Genomic DNA, 15,146 nt, shown 5'->3' with positions numbered 1-15,146 from the left:
AATGTATGCTGACACTGGAAATGACAGAAAAGTGGCTGCGGGAGCTTGGACGGGTATATGCCGAACAGAAAGAGTACCTGACAAGACTGGATTCTGAGATTGGGGATGCCGACCACGGCATCAACATGAACAGAGGATTTTCCGCTGTTTGTGCCGAGCTCGACAAACAGTCCCCCTCTTCGATAAGCGCCGCCTTGAAATCGACGGCGTTTGTCCTGATACGAACGGTCGGGGGGGCCTCCGGTCCCCTTTACGGTAGTTTTTTTCTTGATTTCTCAAAAGCTCTGGACGGTAAGGATACGGCAGAAAGTGCAGATGTCGCTGCAGCTTTTCGGGCTGGTCTGGAGGCGATCAAAAAACGGGGGAAGGCCCATGTGGGCGATAAAACCATGCTTGATGCCCTGGTTCCCGCCGTGGAGAAAATGGAAGTCCTCGCAGGTGAAGGTAAGGATATATCCACACTGTTGGGTGGCGCCGTGGAGGCGGCCGAAGCGGGACTTGCATCGACGATCGAAATGGTCGCGAAGAAAGGAAGGGCGAGTTATCTCGGCGAGCGGAGCAAAGGACACCAGGATCCGGGGGCAACATCTTCCTGCTATCTGCTGAAGGCCGCTCTTGAGACCTGGAAATAGGAACTAAAACTCGTATGGTCGGACTTGTTATTGTTTCTCACAGCCGGAAGCTTGCCGAGGCGCTGGCCTCTCTGATACGGGGAACCGGCAACGAGGCTATACCCATGGTTGCGACAGGTGGAGTGGGCGAGGGGGCCCAGGAACTCGGAACGGATGCCGGCGACATTGTGGATGCCATCGGTTCCGTTTATTCCGACGAGGGGGTACTGGTTCTCACCGACCTTGGAAGTGCCGTACTGAGTGCCGAACTTGCCCTGGAATTTCTCCCCGACGAACAAAAACCGCATATCCGGATCTCTTCGGCTCCTCTTGTCGAGGGGGCGGTCTCGGCGGCGGTTCAGATCGGATTGGGGTCTTCTCTTCAGGATGTGGAACTTGAGGCACGTGGCGGGCTTGTGCCTAAACAGGAGCACCTGGACCAACCTGAAACATCATCCTCTTCTGCCGATACTGCTTCCGGGACAGAGACGCCCTCTGCTGCAAGCGGCTCTTTCGGCCCTGAGACCGGCAATCGTGTCGAGCGGGTGATGACCATCACCAATGTGCATGGCCTGCATGCCCGCCCTGCTGCGAAGCTGATACGATTGATCGGTTCCTTCGATGCGGATGTGGAGGTCTCCAATCTCTCAAGGAAACTTGGTCCGGTGTCGGGGCGGAGCCTAAACAGGCTTTCTTCACTGAATGTCCTGCAAAACGAGCGGGTACGATTTTCTGTTTCGGGTCCCGAGGCCGCCTCCCTTCTTGATGCGGTGGAGGCCTTGGTCGACGATAATTTCGGGGAATCGGAAGAGCAGCTCGAATCTCTCCCTCAGCCGGAGTCGAAAAACCCGGAAGGATTGATCGGCATCTCCGATGGTATTGCGATTGGAAAGGCCTTCTTACTTACCAGCCATGGGTTCGAAGCCGAAAAGGCTTTTGCCGAAGATAGGGATACCGAGGCCAGGCTTTTTACCGAAGCCGTCGAAAGAGTGGAGGCCGATCTCGCGGCGAAAAAGCGAATGCTTGTCTCAAGGCTCTCTGAACAGGAGCTCGAAATCTTTGATGCCCATGCGATCCTGTTGAGAGATCCTGAGCTCTTTGATGAGACCTTACGGTTGATCGCCGATGGAGGATATAAAGCCGCATACGCTTGGGGTCTTCGCGTTAAAAAGGTGAGCCAGGCGTATGAGACCCTTTCGGATGCCTATCTCAGGCAACGGGCAAAGGATGTACGGGATGTAGGGGTTCAGCTTCATGATGCACTTATCGGCAAGGATGGCTCCGGGGAGCTCCTGACGGGGATATCCTCGCCGGTAATCCTTTTTGCCGATGATCTGACGCCGACCCAGACCGCTTCCTTTGATTTTTCCATTGTAAAGGGGGTGGTTACCCGTTTCGGAGGGCCCACTTCACATACCGCGATTCTGTGCAGGGCCCTGGGCATACCGGCTGTCGGCGGATTCGCCGACATGGAATCTGTTGCCGATGGGACGATGGTCATCATCGACGGCAAAGTGGGGGCCGTATCCATAGACCCGCAGGAAGGGGAACTTGCCGAGGCCCGGGAAGCGGAAAGGCAGAAGCGCGAAGAGCTTGAGAGGTTGCGGCAAAAAGCGGAAGAAGCGGCAATCAGCATCGATGGAAGCCTGGTGGAGGTTTTTGCCAATATTGCATCGCCTCGTGATGCCGAGCTGGCAATACGTAACGGGGCAGAGGGAAGCGGCCTGTTTCGAACCGAATTCCTCTTTCTCAATAGAAAAACGGCGCCGACCGAGGAGGAGCAGTTCGGGGCGTTTGTAAAAGTCGGTGAAGCTTTCGGAGAAAAGCCCGTTATCATCCGTACCTTTGATATCGGCGGGGATAAGCAGATCGACTATATGAGGCTTCCCAGTGAGGCAAATCCCTTTCTCGGAGTGAGGGGACTACGGCTCTATGAAACCCATCGCGAGCTTTTTACGGCCCATATTCGTGCGATTCTTCGGGCGGCTTTTTCTTTCAATTTTCAGATCATGGTCCCGATGGTCGTCGAGGTTGACGAGTGTATCCGAATCCGAAGCGCTATCGAAGAGATCCATAACGATCTGGAGAGGGAAGGGGTTAAGCATCGCTGGCCATTGCCGATAGGGGCTATGATCGAAACACCGGCGGCCGCGCTTCTTGCAGAAAAACTGGCAAGCTCTGTGGACTTTTTCAGTATCGGATCAAACGATCTAACCCAATATGTCATGGCTGCCGAACGGGGAAACCCCGATCTGGTTCACTTTTCCGATCCTCTTCATCCTGCGGTGTTATCTGCGATCAAGCTGGCTGTCGAGGCGGCACACCGGCAGGGTAAAAGGATCGGCGTCTGCGGAGAGATGGGTAGCGATCGAGACGGAATCGCCGCATTGCTGGCTCTCGGGGTGGATGAGATCAGCATGAGTCCTGCAAAAATACCCGAGGCAAAAGAACGTATCAGATCCCTTGATCGGTCCAAGCTCCTGTCCCTTCTTCCCCGCCTGGAGCAAGAAGGGAGTGCGAAGGCTATACGTTCCTTACTTAAAGAGCTGGAGGAGGGCCGGTAGCCGGATGGTGCGATGGAAGATTATTCCATCGTATCGACGATTTCTTCTGACCTGTCTCCAAGCCCTTGTTTTTCTAAAAAGTTTCGTACCTGTTCCCTGGCCTTTGCCTTATCCACTGAGATGAGGACGAAGGCTGTTTGGCTTTCTTGGTCGTATTCCGACCGGATAACGGCATAGTCGAATTGGAGTTGAGAGGCCTGTTCTGTTATCGCCTCCACAGATTCCTGGCTATCGTGCTCTTCTCCGGAGCTTTCTTCGGTAAAATAGCGGTTTACCGCACTCTTTAGACTGACTTGCAGCTGAAAGGCCATCTCACCGATTGCAATGGTCTCTGCGGAACGTAATGCTCCCTCTTGGTCCGATAGATGTCGTGCCCCCGCCGCAGTAAGCTTGTCGGCTAAGAGCGGAGGGCTAAGATACCAGTCGGGATAATATGCTGTTGTTTTTGCCTTTCCGTCCTGCACCGCCGTTTTTACCATGGGGGCCGGATAACCGGATCGATCAAGATTTCCCAGCTGGGCGTCGCCGACCTTCATACCTGCATAGACCCTTGTACCCTCTCCCGATGTGTCGTCGATGGCGGTGTTAAAGGATGCTGCATAGTTGAGAACCAGGCCCTCGCTCGGGTCTACATGACCTTCTGAAATGATGTAGGTGGTATTGTCGGCGCTCTGTGTTTGCATGTTCTCACCGTCCCCCGTGAGAGAATAGCCCATCTCTGTTCGTACGATGATCTCCAGCTTCGAGCTGAAGCTGCCGTCGGGGTGTACCAAGGTGGGCCAGCCCTGGAATGTTTCGTCGGCTTCCTCCGGATTAATGGGACGATAGATGAGATATCCATCCTTTACCGTTGCCTCCAAGGCCTTGTCTCCCATGGATTCGGTGATGTGATAGACACCGTTATAACCGGAGGATGCCCGCAGGTTTTCTTTCACCAGCTGAAGCGATCCTTCAACCTCAACTTTGTATAAGGAATCGAATTGTTCAAGATAACCTCCCCAAAGAAAGGAGCCGTCCTCCTGAAGTTTTCCTGTAATGCTTGGGGTTTCGCTGCACCTCATCGAGCCGTCTTCCGCCACTGTAAAGTGGAGCATGGAAACGGGATCGGTAAATTGCCCCGCTTTGACCGCAACCACAACATTATCGTAGATATTGATGGTCGACTGTTTCAGCAGGATCCCCGATTGGGCATACTGGGCTTCCTGCTCCGGGGATGTCGTGGCCTTCTCAAAATTGTAGAGATACAGGCCGTCCTGAAAAAAAGGCTCTTCTTTCGGACGTTGGTCTATTGTTTCTGCTGTCTCTGCCCCGGGGCTTTTTTCACTGGTCTCATCAGCCTGAGGGGCTGGTCTATTCTCAGAAAGTGTATTGCTGCTTACACAACCGCTTAGGACCAAGATAATTGCTACAAGTACTGGTAGAATGCAAGGTTTCACAATGTTCTCCTTTTTTCGATATCGTGTGGAGTGTAGCATATATGTAGTGTTCCGAATATTGGTGATACATGCGAGTGAAGCTATCGACACCATAACTTTATCCTATAATCGCCTTCGATCGGGAAAGAAAAGAATAAATCGTGCCGTTGTTTCGCTGTTTTCCGCCCGGATTCTGCCGTGATGAAGATCTACAATGGCTTTTGCTATCGAAAGCCCCAAACCCGATCCGCCTCCCATACGGGCACTGTTGCCCCGATAGAGACGATCAAACATTCGATCAAGATCACGTGCTGCAATGTGGCCGCTGTTTTCGACGATCAGGACGACATCCTTCACCTCCGATTCCAATGTTACTCGAATGGTTCCGCCTGGCTGCGTGTGCTGAAGGGCATTCTGAACAATATTGGAGACACAACGCTGCATAAGGTGTTCATCAATCAAAAACCAGAACTCTTTCCCCTCGCAGCATAGCGTTATCTTCTTTTGCCCGGCAAGAAGGGCAAAGCGTTCCCTGATATCATCAAGAAAGGCTGAGGCCTGGAAATAGTGGGCATTGATCTTCATCTCCGGCGACTCATATCGGCTGAGTTCCTGAAGGTTCCGTACCAGTGTCTCTACACGGTTTAGTTCCGTAAGGAGATTTGCAAGACGAGGCCTGCCGATATCGAGCACCCCATCCAGCATCGCTTCGAATTGGGCCTTAATGGCGGTGATGGGGGTTCGCAAATCGTGTGAGATATCCTGCATCCACTGCCTTCTTAGACTTTCCTCCTTTGACAGCTGGCTTTGGAGATCAAGGGCGGACTGGGAAATTTTGTTCATCTCCCTCGTTCCCAGACTGGGAAAATCTACGTTACGGGCTCCTTTGCTCATGGCTGTTATCCCTTTCACGAGCCCTTTGGTTTGTCGTGAAAAGGATGATGAGAACAGAAGCGAAAATACCAACGTGAGCCCTGTGGTGATGATCGTTCCGGTGGTGACTGCCCGGCGCATTGTTGCAACAAATTGTCTATTCGCCTCATAGGCAAAAAAGTCGACACTATCTACCGCCAGGTACCCTATTACATTATCTCCATCCCGGATTTCCAGGGGCTGGGATTGGTGAAGTAGGGCCTGGAGCGGTCCCTCTTCCTTTTCCAACTCCTGAAGTGTAAGTCGTTTTCCCTGTTTTAAAAGAAAGAGCGGACGTTTTTGTTCATCAAAGACATATACGTATAGTGAGTCGGTCATGTATGGGGTAAGTGCACTCTCCAGGCTTCCTTCCGACAGTCCTCCGTTGAGCCTGTGGACCTTGGATATGATGGGTATGAGAAGGGCCTCCAGCTCCTCCTTTTTCCCCTCGTTCCAATTGAGAATCGAGGCTTTTATGGCAAATCCCACCATGAACGACATAACGGTGAGGACAAAGAGAGAAGAGGCGAGGAGGCCGAAAAAGGTTCTGGAAAAGATGCTTTTCATCCCTCTTCCCTGTCCCTATGGCCTTGAAAGCGATATCCGTAGCCGCGAACCGTCTCGATCCATTCTCCTTCTCCCAATTTTGATCTGAGATTGGCAATGTGTGTATCAACGGTTCTTTCCGATCCTTCGAAAAAGTAATTCAAACATTCGGCCAGAATTCTTTCACGGGAAACGACGATGCTTTCCTGTTTTGCAAGATAAAGGAGTATTTTCCATTCGGCACCTGTCAGGTATGCCTCGCTGCCGTCTATGAGAAGGTGATGGGTCTTTTGATCGATTTCAAGTTTATGCTCTTCACAGTACCAACTGTTTTTACCTGTAAGTTCCGAGCGGCCGTATGTATACCGCTTTAAAAGGGCCTGCACTCGCAGGACCAGTTCCTTTGTAGAGAAGGGCTTTGTTACGTAGTCGTCGGCTCCCATTTCGAAGCCGAGAATGCGGTCGGATTCCGAATCTTTTGCTGTTAAAAACATCAACGGAACATTGGAAAATTCCCGAATTGTTTTTGCCAGCGAGAAGCCGTTTCCATCTGGCAGCATGATGTCAAGGATCACAAGATCTGCAATATCGCGTTTGATTGTTTCTATAACGCCTTTCGTCCCCTCAAACTCCACAATCTGATGCTCCTCCAGTTGGAGGTATCCGCTCAAAGCCTCGCGAATAAATGGGTTGTCTTCGATCAAGAGTATGCACGCCACCTTTCATCTCCTACCGGGCATAGTTAAGCTCTCGCAAGATGTAGTTACCCGAGGCTTCCCGCTTTCGAACCCAGTTTCCCTGCGGATCATAGATATATGAGGTACTGCTCTCTTCCTTTGTCTCTACATTTCGTACCGTTTCACGATACAGATTGCCCCTCTCATCGTAAAGGCGGGTGTTTGTCTCTTTCATCTCGCCTTCCGGATCGGATACCGTTGCTCTGGTCTGCTGCCCCGTTTCATTATAGCTGTATTGGACCTGCTCATAGAGACCGTTTGCGTTATAGCGCTCCTCTTTTGTAACTTTACCGGTTTGATCGTAGGAAAAAGCCACCCTTTTGAGCAGTTTTCCGTCCGAGTAGAGGGTCAACCAGAGTGAGATGCGGCCTTGATCGTCGTACTGATAGCTGTTTTGCAAGTTGACCGATCCGTCCGCCTGATAATTGACTTTTTCAATTAAAATTCCTTCTTCGTTATATCGATAGATATCGTACCATTCCAGCTGCATTTGCGCATCGAAAGAGGATTCGCGCAAAAGTTTGTTCTTTTCATCATATTGATATGCATACTTCCAGCGGAAACCGCCGTCCGCCCCCGAACCCACAATTTCTGCAATAAGCCCCGCATCGTTATAGGCAAAGCTTGTTTTGTTTTTAAGAGCACCCCCATCACCATAACCTTTTTCTGTTTGCGGTCTATTATGCTCGTCAAAGAGAATGGTCCGCTTCAGGGCCAGTGATGAGAGGGCCTGTCCAGTATATTCGGAAAGGCTTACTACATTGCCGCAAAGGTGCTGTGTCCAGGGCTCAGGAGCATCGGTGGCGCTATCTTGTGCCCATAGAATCCAGGGAAGAAAAAGAAAAAAAAGAAGGAAAAGAATAATTTTTTTCACACGATTCATAATTCATACCTCGTTTTTGACAGATCCGTTTCTGTATAAAACATATACCCTTTGGAATCATATCAACGCTGCACTGTTATCTACCAAAGCTCCGCTCTCCTGTCTACCGAAGAGGCCGAAATCTCGTTACATCTTTGCAAAAGCTTAACAATTACCCCAAGTCAGCTTGATATCCGGCATATAACTTATCCGTAGATTGAGAAAACGGGTAAGGAGGTGATACGCCGGAAGATTTGTTAATTGTGATCGATTGAAAAGACTTTAACATGAAGGAGAATAGTATGAAGAAACGGATAATGATTATTGGTGCATCTATCGCATTTTTATTGTCGGCCTTTGCTGTGTCGGCTAATGACTCCCTGACACAAGTTATGGATAGCAATCCAGATTTCGCCCGCTTTGCCCAGCTGATTAACGAGGGTGATATCAAAGCACTTCTTGCTGAAAATGAAGCGCTTACCTTTTTGGTTCCGCCGAATGAAACCCTGGAGGCAATAACGGCTCAGGCAAGCGATGATGCAGAGGCAGTCGATCGATTCCTAAAGGGGCATATCCTTATAGGCGCCCTAAGCTACGATCAACTGCGAACCAGTGAAAAGGTCATCACCCTCGGCGGCGACACCCTATCGGTAGCGCTTGACAGTGATGGACGTGTCCATATCGGTGATCTTGTTTTGACAAGCGAGAAGAATCTCGGTACCGAATTGATCTCCGTGTATAGTGTTTCCGGCCCCTCCGACGCTGTTGAAAAGGGGGAGGAATAGTATGATAAAGAAAAACGTACGACATGTGTTTCTGCTTCTTGCAGCATCCTTTCTTTTGGTCGGCATTTTTTCCTGCCGGCATGAGGAGGAGAATACCGTCGCCGCTCCGGTGCCGGAAAACGAAAATCCTCCTGCCTTTGCCGAACCTGCTCCCGAGAGCCCCGATGTGGCCCCCGAACAGGATCTTTTCGAAATCCCCGATCAGGAGGAATCCTATTCGGATGATGTTTTGCCCTCCGAAGGCACGACCGAAGGTGCCGCCGATGCTGAAGAAGGGGAGAACATCGAAACAAATGAATAAGTATGAATGCGTATTGATTGAGACGATATAGACAAAGCCCGTTCGTCTCTGTCTCTGTTTCTTGTCCGGCTTGCCTTGTTATGGGTGGGCCGGACTTTTCGTTTCTCTCCTTTTTCGCTATGCTTAAGCCTATGTTGCACCTAACGCTACTACCACAGATCCTTGCGATATGTCGTTTGGAGCACGATGCCCCTGTGCCGTCGTGGACCGGAGACGAGAAATTTGTCTCTATTACCCGAACCGGTGATGAACTTTCCGTTGTTTGTTCTCAGCAGAGGGTTCCCGACGGTGTAACCATGGAAGGCGGCTGGCGTGCTTTCAAGGTCGAAGGCCCCCTGGAATTCTCGCTCACCGGCATTCTCTCCTCCCTTACCCTTCCTCTTGCCGAAGCAGGGATTCCTGTGTTTGCCCTTTCCACCTTTGATACCGATTACCTTTTGGTCAAGGGAGCTGATATTGAAACGGCAGGAAGGGTTTTGGGGCAGTTTTGCTTTCTGGAGGAGGAGGGGGCAAACCGTGCACATTGAGGGCATCCTAATCGGCCTTGCCGCCTTTGTATTGATTGGCCTCTTTCATCCCCTGGTAATCCAGGGCGAGTATCACTTCGGAACAAAAATTTGGCCGCTGTTTCTTATCGCCGGGCTTCTTTTCTGCGGCCTTTCCCTTTATATCGGACAGATCGTTCTCTCTGCCATCCTCGGCGTGGCCGGATTTTCTTCATTCTGGAGCATCGGCGAACTCTTTCACCAGAAACGCCGGGTTGAGAAGGGATGGTTTCCGAAGAAAGAGCGGAAATAAGTTGCGCTCGGATAGCGGGCCTTGCAGGCGTTCCTCTGTTTATAATATCTACGATTGACACCTACAACACGACGAGGTATTATTCATATGATGTATATACATCTATATGAATGATACATGAGCGAGGTCACCGGAATGAAACGTTTTAACGGACAACTTGCCCTGATTACCGGGGCGGCTACTGGTATAGGAGCGGCTTGTGCCCTTCGGTTTGCCGAGGAGGGGGCGAATATCGTCTGTGTCGATCTGAAAGAGGAAGAGAACAGGTCGACAGTCGAAGCCTGTGAGAAATTCGGCGTGAAGGCCGTAAGCATCATGAAGGATGTGACCGATAAAACGGGGGCGGCAGCGGTGATCAAGGAGGTCCTTGCTCAGTTCGACAGCATTGATATCTTGGTCTGCTCGGCCGGGCTTTACACCGGAGCTCCCCTGGCGGATGTTAGCTATGAGCAGTGGAAACGCCTTCTCGATATAAATCTGACCGGCACCTTCCTGTACAACCAGGCGGTGGCTCCTGTTATGATGAAGCAGAAGTCCGGTTCGATCATCAACGTCTCTTCGATGGCGGGAAAAACAAGCTGGCCTGCCTCTGCCGAGTACTCTGCAAGCAAAAGCGGGGTAATAGGTTTGACACGTTCCGTAGCAATGGAACTTGCCCCCTACGGTGCAACCTGCAATGCCCTTTGCCCGGGGAATACCTTAACAGCTATGGTTAAGTCGGTTGCCGGGGTGGTCGGAGGAAGGGATGGTATGACCGCACAGGAATGGCTCGATATGCGGGCTCGCGACTGCCCCATGCAGCGGCTTGCCGAACCTTGGGAAATGGCGGGAGTTGTATCGTTTTTGGCTTCCCGTGACAGCCGATACCTTACGGGACAATCCTTATCTGTGGACGGCGGCATGGTGCTGTAATCCGTTCTGACTTTCAACGGATGCAAAGCGACAGAAGATTTTTGAAAAACCCGGGGGATGGTGTATACTCTCACTCAAAGGATTATGGGAGTAAAATATGAAAAAGGTGATACTGGGAATTGTTTTTCTCACCTTCTTCTGGAACGTCTCTCTCTTTGCCGAATCTGTCGATCAGATGTGGATCGTTAAGGAAAATACCGGCTCGGCATCAAGTTTTCAGCGGGTTTCTGAGCCGCTTTTTTCTCCCGGTCAGACGATGTACGTGTATATTCTGGTCAACAATCTCGGGGTAAAATGGGGAGAGGGGCAGGTTAAGTGGAAATATTACTACCAAAGTTCCGATGGAAAGATTATCTGGGCGTCTCCTTTTACGCCGGTAAGCAGGAGGAGTTCAGATCCTTCATGGAATTTTTCCGAGGTAGTGACGATAAGCCTGCCGTCGACCATTCCGGAGGGGAGCTACGGCCTTGGTTTTTCCCTCGTTGATGCGCATACTTTGAAAGAGTACCGTGGTTGGGTAGATTTTCGTGTTGGGATTGTCTCTACTGATCAGAACCTCACGGCAGAGCCTGATCAGCAGCAAGGAAAAGCGGCCGCGCCCGAGGTTCAGCAGGATTTTACCTCGTCGGTGAATGGGATCCGCTTTACCCTTGTTGCCGTAGAAAAAAGACCGGAACGGCTTGTCATCACCTTTACGGGAAATAACGGGGAAGGTGAGGAACGGAAGCTTGTTCTCTATCCTTATTCGGCACGAATCATAGACAGGGAAGGCAATGAGTACCAATATGCCGATCTGGGGGATGGCGGTTCTCTTGCCGCCGGAGTTTCTTTCCCGCCTGGAATTCCAACCATGGCTGACATCAGATTTCGTCGGCCGACAAATACCATTTTGTCTATGGCACTTCTTTCCTTCAGTTTTTATCATACCGACGAGATGGTGGAATTACGGGGAGTGCCGGTGCCATACCCCTGATCTTATGGTTTGTATGGGAAACTGCATGCGAAGTGCTGTTTTCCCGGTTTTAGTTCTCCCGCTCCTTGCGATGGTACTTTTCCGCCAATGCAACATACTCTCTGCAATTTTCTTTAATCGCTTCGATCTCTTCCTCTGTAAGCGTTCGGACCGCCTTCGCCGGAGAACCAATGATGAGACTCCTTGCCGGAAATGTTTTATGTTCCGTGATAAGGGCACCGGCACCGACAATACTCTCTTCTCCGATGACAGAGCCGTTCATGATGATCGCTCCCATCCCGATAAGAGAGTCGTCACCAATGGTACAGCTGTGAATGATGGCTCCGTGTCCGATGGTTACCCCGCAACCGATGGCAACAGGTTTCTCCTTGTCGACATGGACGATGGCATTGTCCTGTATATTGCTCCTGTCGCCAATAGCAATCTCAGCCAGATCTGCACGAATCGAGACATTGAACCAGATAGAGGCGTCTTTTCCCACGGTAACGGCCCCGGCAATATCCGCACTTTCCGCAATAAAAGCTCCTGCACCGGTATCCGGATAGGTGCCTTGGTAGTCGTAAATCATTGGTTTCCTCCGGCTTTCATGATACTATAGCTCCGTTATGGAATACAAGGTAACAGGAAAACAGGAAAATTCGCGGATGTGTCTTGTCTGCGGTATGCAGAATCCTTTTGGGCTGAAGGCTCGGTTCTACTCAATTGAGCATGGTGAGCTCGTAGCGGTTTTTAGCACGGGAGAGGAGCACCAGAGCTATCCCGGCCGACTGCACGGGGGAATCGCCGCTTCCATCCTCGATGAGACCATTGGCAGGGCAATTGCCGTTGGTGCAGGGGGTACGGTGTGGGGGGTGACGGTTGACCTTACCACACGCTTTCGCAAACCTGTCCCGCTTGGTGTCGAACTTCGTGCCGTCGGACGAATTACCAGTGATCGCGGCAGGCTCTTCGAGGGAAGTGGTGAACTCTTTCTTCCCGACGGAACTGTCGCCGTGGAGGCTACCGGTCGCTACTTGAAGATGAGTCTCGAGCAGATCACTGGCGAAGGGTTGGAGGATGAACTTGATTGGCGTGTTATTTCCGAGGTGAACGATCCCGAATCTATTGCATTGCCCGATCAAAATAAATCCTGATCGAAATAAACTGCAAATACATAGCAAAGGAGAAGCGTCTATGTTTATATCGCATGAAGATGATGTCCCCGTGGTTGAACTTTCCGGAGATCAGTTAAAGGGTGTGAGAAAGCAGGTACTTATCGGACCTAAAGAAGGGTGGGATGATTATGTGATGCGGCAGTTCCACCTGAAAGCGGGTGGTTTTACTCCTCGCCATAGCCATGGCTGGCTCCATATAAACTATATCACCTCGGGCAAGGGAACACTGCTGCTTGGTGAACATGAATATCCGATAAAAAAGGGAAGCATCGCGTATGTTTCACCCGGGCTCGAACACCAGTTTCGTGCGGATCAGGGGAGTGATGTTTCTTTTATCTGCATTGTTCCCCCGGAGGGCGATGCTTGATCGTATATGGAATCGTATAAAAATTGACAGATGGGGCGGTTGTAGATACAATCTCCTTTGAAACCATTTTCAAAAACGTTTTCAAAGGAGAAAGTTCGTGGACGTCATACAGGATGGCAGTGAACAAAGGGGAACCGTCACAATCAAAACCGTTGCCAAATTGGCTGGGGTTTCAATTTCTACAGTAAGCAGGGTTCTGAATAACCCGGAAAGCGTAACCGAGGATAAACGTCTGAGGGTTAACCGTGCAATAGAGGAACTACGATACGTTCCCAATCCGGTTGCCAGGGCCCTGGGAAGCCGTAAGGTTGGTTCTATTGCCATTGTTGTTCCGACAATTCTCAACCCGTTAATGAACGAGGCGATGCGGGGCATCATCGAGGTCCTTGATGAAGGATGTTATGACGCCATCGTTTTTGATTCAAACGAGGATTTTGCCAGGGAACAGACCTTTTATGAGCTCTTGCCCCATAAGATGGTGGAGGGAGCCATTTTCCTCGCTTCTGCAGGAAGAGAACTTGATTTCGATGCGCTTGCGGAAAAAATGCCGGTTGCATTGATCTCCCGCCCGGAAATCCCCACTAAGGTCGACACTTTTGTAAGCGATGAGCGGTACGGAATGCGCCTCTTGGCGGAACACCTTGCTGCTTTGGGCCATAAGGAGGTCGGACATATAGGAGGCGCCTTCGGGAACAGCTCCGCCATGTTACGTTTCGACTATTTTAAAGACGCTTTGGATCATCTGAGACTTCCCTGGCATCCCGAGTACAATACCTTTTGCGACTGGTCCATTCACGGCGGCTATGAGGCCATGCTGAGGCTGGTGAAAAGAACTCAGCGTCCCTCGGCAATCATCTGTTCTACCGATCTCATCGCACTCGGAGCGATGGCAGGGGCCCGCGAGCTTGGAATACGAATTCCCGAAGAGCTATCGGTAACCGGTTTTGATAATGCACCAAGTAGCCCCTTTATCTATCCTTCGCTGACAACCTTGAAATATCCCAACTACCGGCTTGGTCGGCTTGCGGCCAGAGCCGTTCTTCGCCGCCTTCGCCTGAAGGATAGGCGAATTATTCGAAAAGTCATTCCTCTGGAGTTGATCCAGCGCAATTCTACAACCGAGTTGCATAGTATATAGAACCCTGTACCCCTGCTGGGGGAGCGTAAAAGGAGGCGAAAGGCTTTATGGAGAAGTTGGTTACGTTTGATTTCCCGACGGACCAAGTCAGTCTTAATCTTTGCTATCGGGATGATGAGAGGCTAAGAACTATAGCTGCATCTTCGTCGGACGCGGCCCTGCCGAAGGTAAAAGCCGTGTACGATGAACTGCTTTTTCCCCCGGCACCGGCGGATCGACCTTATGTTATGAGTTCTATCGTTCTCTCTTCCGACGGAAAGATGGCCTTTGCCGATATGCCGGCAGGACCGGTTATTGCCAAAAACAATTTCTTCGATCCAAACGGGGCTCTTGCCGATTTCTGGATACTGAACGCCTTACGGGCCTATAGTGACGCTGTTATCCTCGGTGCCCGAACCCTTCAGACGGAAGCCAACAACACCAGCCACATTTTTGATCCCGAGCTTGCGAAAGAGCGGGTAAACCTGCTGGGAAAACCGATTCATCCCATGAATATCGTTGTTTCCTTCGACGCCACCGATATTCCGCTTCGTCATTTGATTTTCAACATTGATCCGGAAGAGGGGTTTCCCATAGCCATTGCCACCGGTCCTGCCGGTGCCTCCTATCTTGCTTCCTGCTTTCCGAGAAAGCTTCGGGAGATAGGCCCCTTCTTTAATGCTGTTTCTGTCGATAAGGAGGCGGGAGCGGAGGCTGCCAGGCTCCTTGCCTCTCTTTCTGCCGATGAGGTTCCGCTTTTTATTACCGGAGAAGGGGTACGGCCTGACGCCTCCGCCCTATTGAAGTTGCTTCGACTTGCCGGATTCCATCGCTTATTGATTGAATCCCCCAGTTACACCTCGGCTTTGATGCGGCAGTCTATGCTCGATGAATTCTTCATCAACTATTCAATGGTGTTTGCCGGTGGGCCGATAACCCCGAACAGCGGCTCACCCTTCGGTTGCGAGGCTCACCCTCATTCGAGGCTCCTTACCCTGGCCACGCATGGGCCCTCTTTCATGTATACCCGACAGAGACTTTCTTACGGCGTGAATAGGGAAGTGGATCTGAACAGCTACAAGTACTAAGCCT

General features: G+C 51.0%; 17 protein-coding genes. 12 read left to right on the top strand and 5 right to left on the bottom strand.

Annotation, left to right across the window (positions count from 1 at the left end; genetic code table 11):
• The first annotated feature begins 5 nt into the window (after positions 1 to 5).
• Together dhaL and ptsP are read left to right on the top strand one after the other, a co-directional pair.
• Positions 6 to 632: a dihydroxyacetone kinase subunit DhaL gene (gene dhaL, locus F459_RS0113255; RefSeq protein ID WP_020613208.1), complete on the top strand. Its 627-nt coding sequence runs from the start codon at positions 6 to 8 to the stop codon at positions 630 to 632.
• A gap of 14 nt (positions 633 to 646) precedes the next feature.
• Positions 647 to 3,175: a phosphoenolpyruvate--protein phosphotransferase gene (ptsP, locus tag F459_RS0113250; protein ID WP_020613207.1), complete on the top strand. Its 2,529-nt coding sequence runs from the start codon at positions 647 to 649 to the stop codon at positions 3,173 to 3,175.
• A 20-nt stretch (positions 3,176 to 3,195) separates the two neighbouring features.
• Here ptsP and F459_RS0113245 read toward each other — a convergent pair whose 3' ends face one another.
• The 4 genes from F459_RS0113245 to F459_RS0113230 all read right to left on the bottom strand — a co-directional run bounded on the left by F459_RS0113245 (position 3,196) and on the right by F459_RS0113230 (position 7,668).
• Complete coding sequence (locus F459_RS0113245; RefSeq protein ID WP_020613206.1) at positions 3,196 to 4,611, bottom strand: hypothetical protein; 1,416 nt, start codon at positions 4,609 to 4,611, stop codon at positions 3,196 to 3,198.
• Between the two features lie 102 nt (positions 4,612 to 4,713).
• The gene (locus F459_RS0113240; RefSeq protein WP_020613205.1) at positions 4,714 to 6,069 is read right to left on the bottom strand and encodes a sensor histidine kinase; all 1,356 of its coding nucleotides are present in this window, start codon (positions 6,067 to 6,069) and stop codon (positions 4,714 to 4,716) included.
• The gene (locus F459_RS0113235; protein ID WP_020613204.1) at positions 6,066 to 6,767 is read right to left on the bottom strand and encodes a response regulator transcription factor; all 702 of its coding nucleotides are present in this window, start codon (positions 6,765 to 6,767) and stop codon (positions 6,066 to 6,068) included. Before F459_RS0113235 ends, F459_RS0113240 begins: the two co-directional genes overlap by 4 nt.
• A 10-nt stretch (positions 6,768 to 6,777) precedes the next feature.
• Positions 6,778 to 7,668, bottom strand: coding sequence for a hypothetical protein (locus F459_RS0113230; protein ID WP_020613203.1), 891 nt, complete (start codon positions 7,666 to 7,668; stop codon positions 6,778 to 6,780).
• A 281-nt stretch (positions 7,669 to 7,949) separates the two neighbouring features.
• Between F459_RS0113230 and F459_RS0113225 the strand changes: the two genes are divergently transcribed.
• The 6 genes from F459_RS0113225 to F459_RS0113200 all read left to right on the top strand — a co-directional run bounded on the left by F459_RS0113225 (position 7,950) and on the right by F459_RS0113200 (position 11,416).
• A complete protein-coding gene (locus F459_RS0113225; protein WP_020613202.1) occupies positions 7,950 to 8,432 on the top strand; it encodes a fasciclin domain-containing protein in 483 nt (160 codons plus the stop codon).
• Between the two features lies 1 nt (position 8,433).
• A complete protein-coding gene (locus F459_RS0113220) occupies positions 8,434 to 8,733 on the top strand; it encodes a hypothetical protein (RefSeq protein ID WP_020613201.1) in 300 nt (99 codons plus the stop codon).
• Between the two features lie 131 nt (positions 8,734 to 8,864).
• Positions 8,865 to 9,260 carry an ACT domain-containing protein gene (locus tag F459_RS0113215; RefSeq protein ID WP_026295026.1) on the top strand — a complete coding sequence of 132 codons (396 nt, stop codon included), beginning with the start codon at positions 8,865 to 8,867 and terminating at the stop codon, positions 9,258 to 9,260.
• Positions 9,250 to 9,531, top strand: coding sequence for a DUF4491 family protein (locus tag F459_RS0113210; RefSeq protein ID WP_020613199.1), 282 nt, complete (start codon positions 9,250 to 9,252; stop codon positions 9,529 to 9,531). The genes F459_RS0113215 and F459_RS0113210 overlap by 11 nt, the downstream gene beginning before the upstream one ends.
• A 117-nt stretch (positions 9,532 to 9,648) precedes the next feature.
• On the top strand, positions 9,649 to 10,443 hold the full coding sequence (locus tag F459_RS0113205) for an SDR family NAD(P)-dependent oxidoreductase (protein WP_020613198.1): 795 nt from the start codon (positions 9,649 to 9,651) through the stop codon (positions 10,441 to 10,443).
• A 97-nt stretch (positions 10,444 to 10,540) separates the two neighbouring features.
• Positions 10,541 to 11,416: a hypothetical protein gene (locus tag F459_RS0113200; protein WP_020613197.1), complete on the top strand. Its 876-nt coding sequence runs from the start codon at positions 10,541 to 10,543 to the stop codon at positions 11,414 to 11,416.
• Positions 11,417 to 11,465: 49 nt separating this feature from the next.
• Here F459_RS0113200 and F459_RS0113195 read toward each other — a convergent pair whose 3' ends face one another.
• Positions 11,466 to 11,984 carry a gamma carbonic anhydrase family protein gene (locus F459_RS0113195; protein WP_020613196.1) on the bottom strand — a complete coding sequence of 173 codons (519 nt, stop codon included), beginning with the start codon at positions 11,982 to 11,984 and terminating at the stop codon, positions 11,466 to 11,468.
• 37 nt (positions 11,985 to 12,021) lie between these two features.
• Here F459_RS0113195 and F459_RS0113190 point away from each other — a divergent pair, with 37 nt between their 5' ends.
• The 4 genes from F459_RS0113190 to F459_RS0113175 all read left to right on the top strand — a co-directional run bounded on the left by F459_RS0113190 (position 12,022) and on the right by F459_RS0113175 (position 15,142).
• Positions 12,022 to 12,549 (top strand): PaaI family thioesterase, encoded by a 528-nt coding sequence (locus F459_RS0113190; RefSeq protein WP_013255245.1) that lies wholly within the window; start codon positions 12,022 to 12,024, stop codon positions 12,547 to 12,549.
• Between the two features lie 40 nt (positions 12,550 to 12,589).
• Positions 12,590 to 12,937 carry a cupin domain-containing protein gene (locus tag F459_RS0113185; RefSeq protein WP_013255244.1) on the top strand — a complete coding sequence of 116 codons (348 nt, stop codon included), beginning with the start codon at positions 12,590 to 12,592 and terminating at the stop codon, positions 12,935 to 12,937.
• 97 nt (positions 12,938 to 13,034) lie between these two features.
• Complete coding sequence (locus F459_RS0113180) at positions 13,035 to 14,075, top strand: LacI family DNA-binding transcriptional regulator (protein WP_020613194.1); 1,041 nt, start codon at positions 13,035 to 13,037, stop codon at positions 14,073 to 14,075.
• A gap of 47 nt (positions 14,076 to 14,122) precedes the next feature.
• A complete protein-coding gene (locus tag F459_RS0113175; protein ID WP_020613193.1) occupies positions 14,123 to 15,142 on the top strand; it encodes a RibD family protein in 1,020 nt (339 codons plus the stop codon).
• Positions 15,143 to 15,146: the final 4 nt, after the last annotated feature.

It is taken from the genome of Sediminispirochaeta bajacaliforniensis DSM 16054, from assembly GCF_000378205.1.
Taxonomy (GTDB): Bacteria; Spirochaetota; Spirochaetia; order DSM-16054; family Sediminispirochaetaceae; genus Sediminispirochaeta; species Sediminispirochaeta bajacaliforniensis.
Note: the sequence above shows the minus strand (reverse complement) of the source record. Positions and strands in the feature narration are given on the sequence as shown.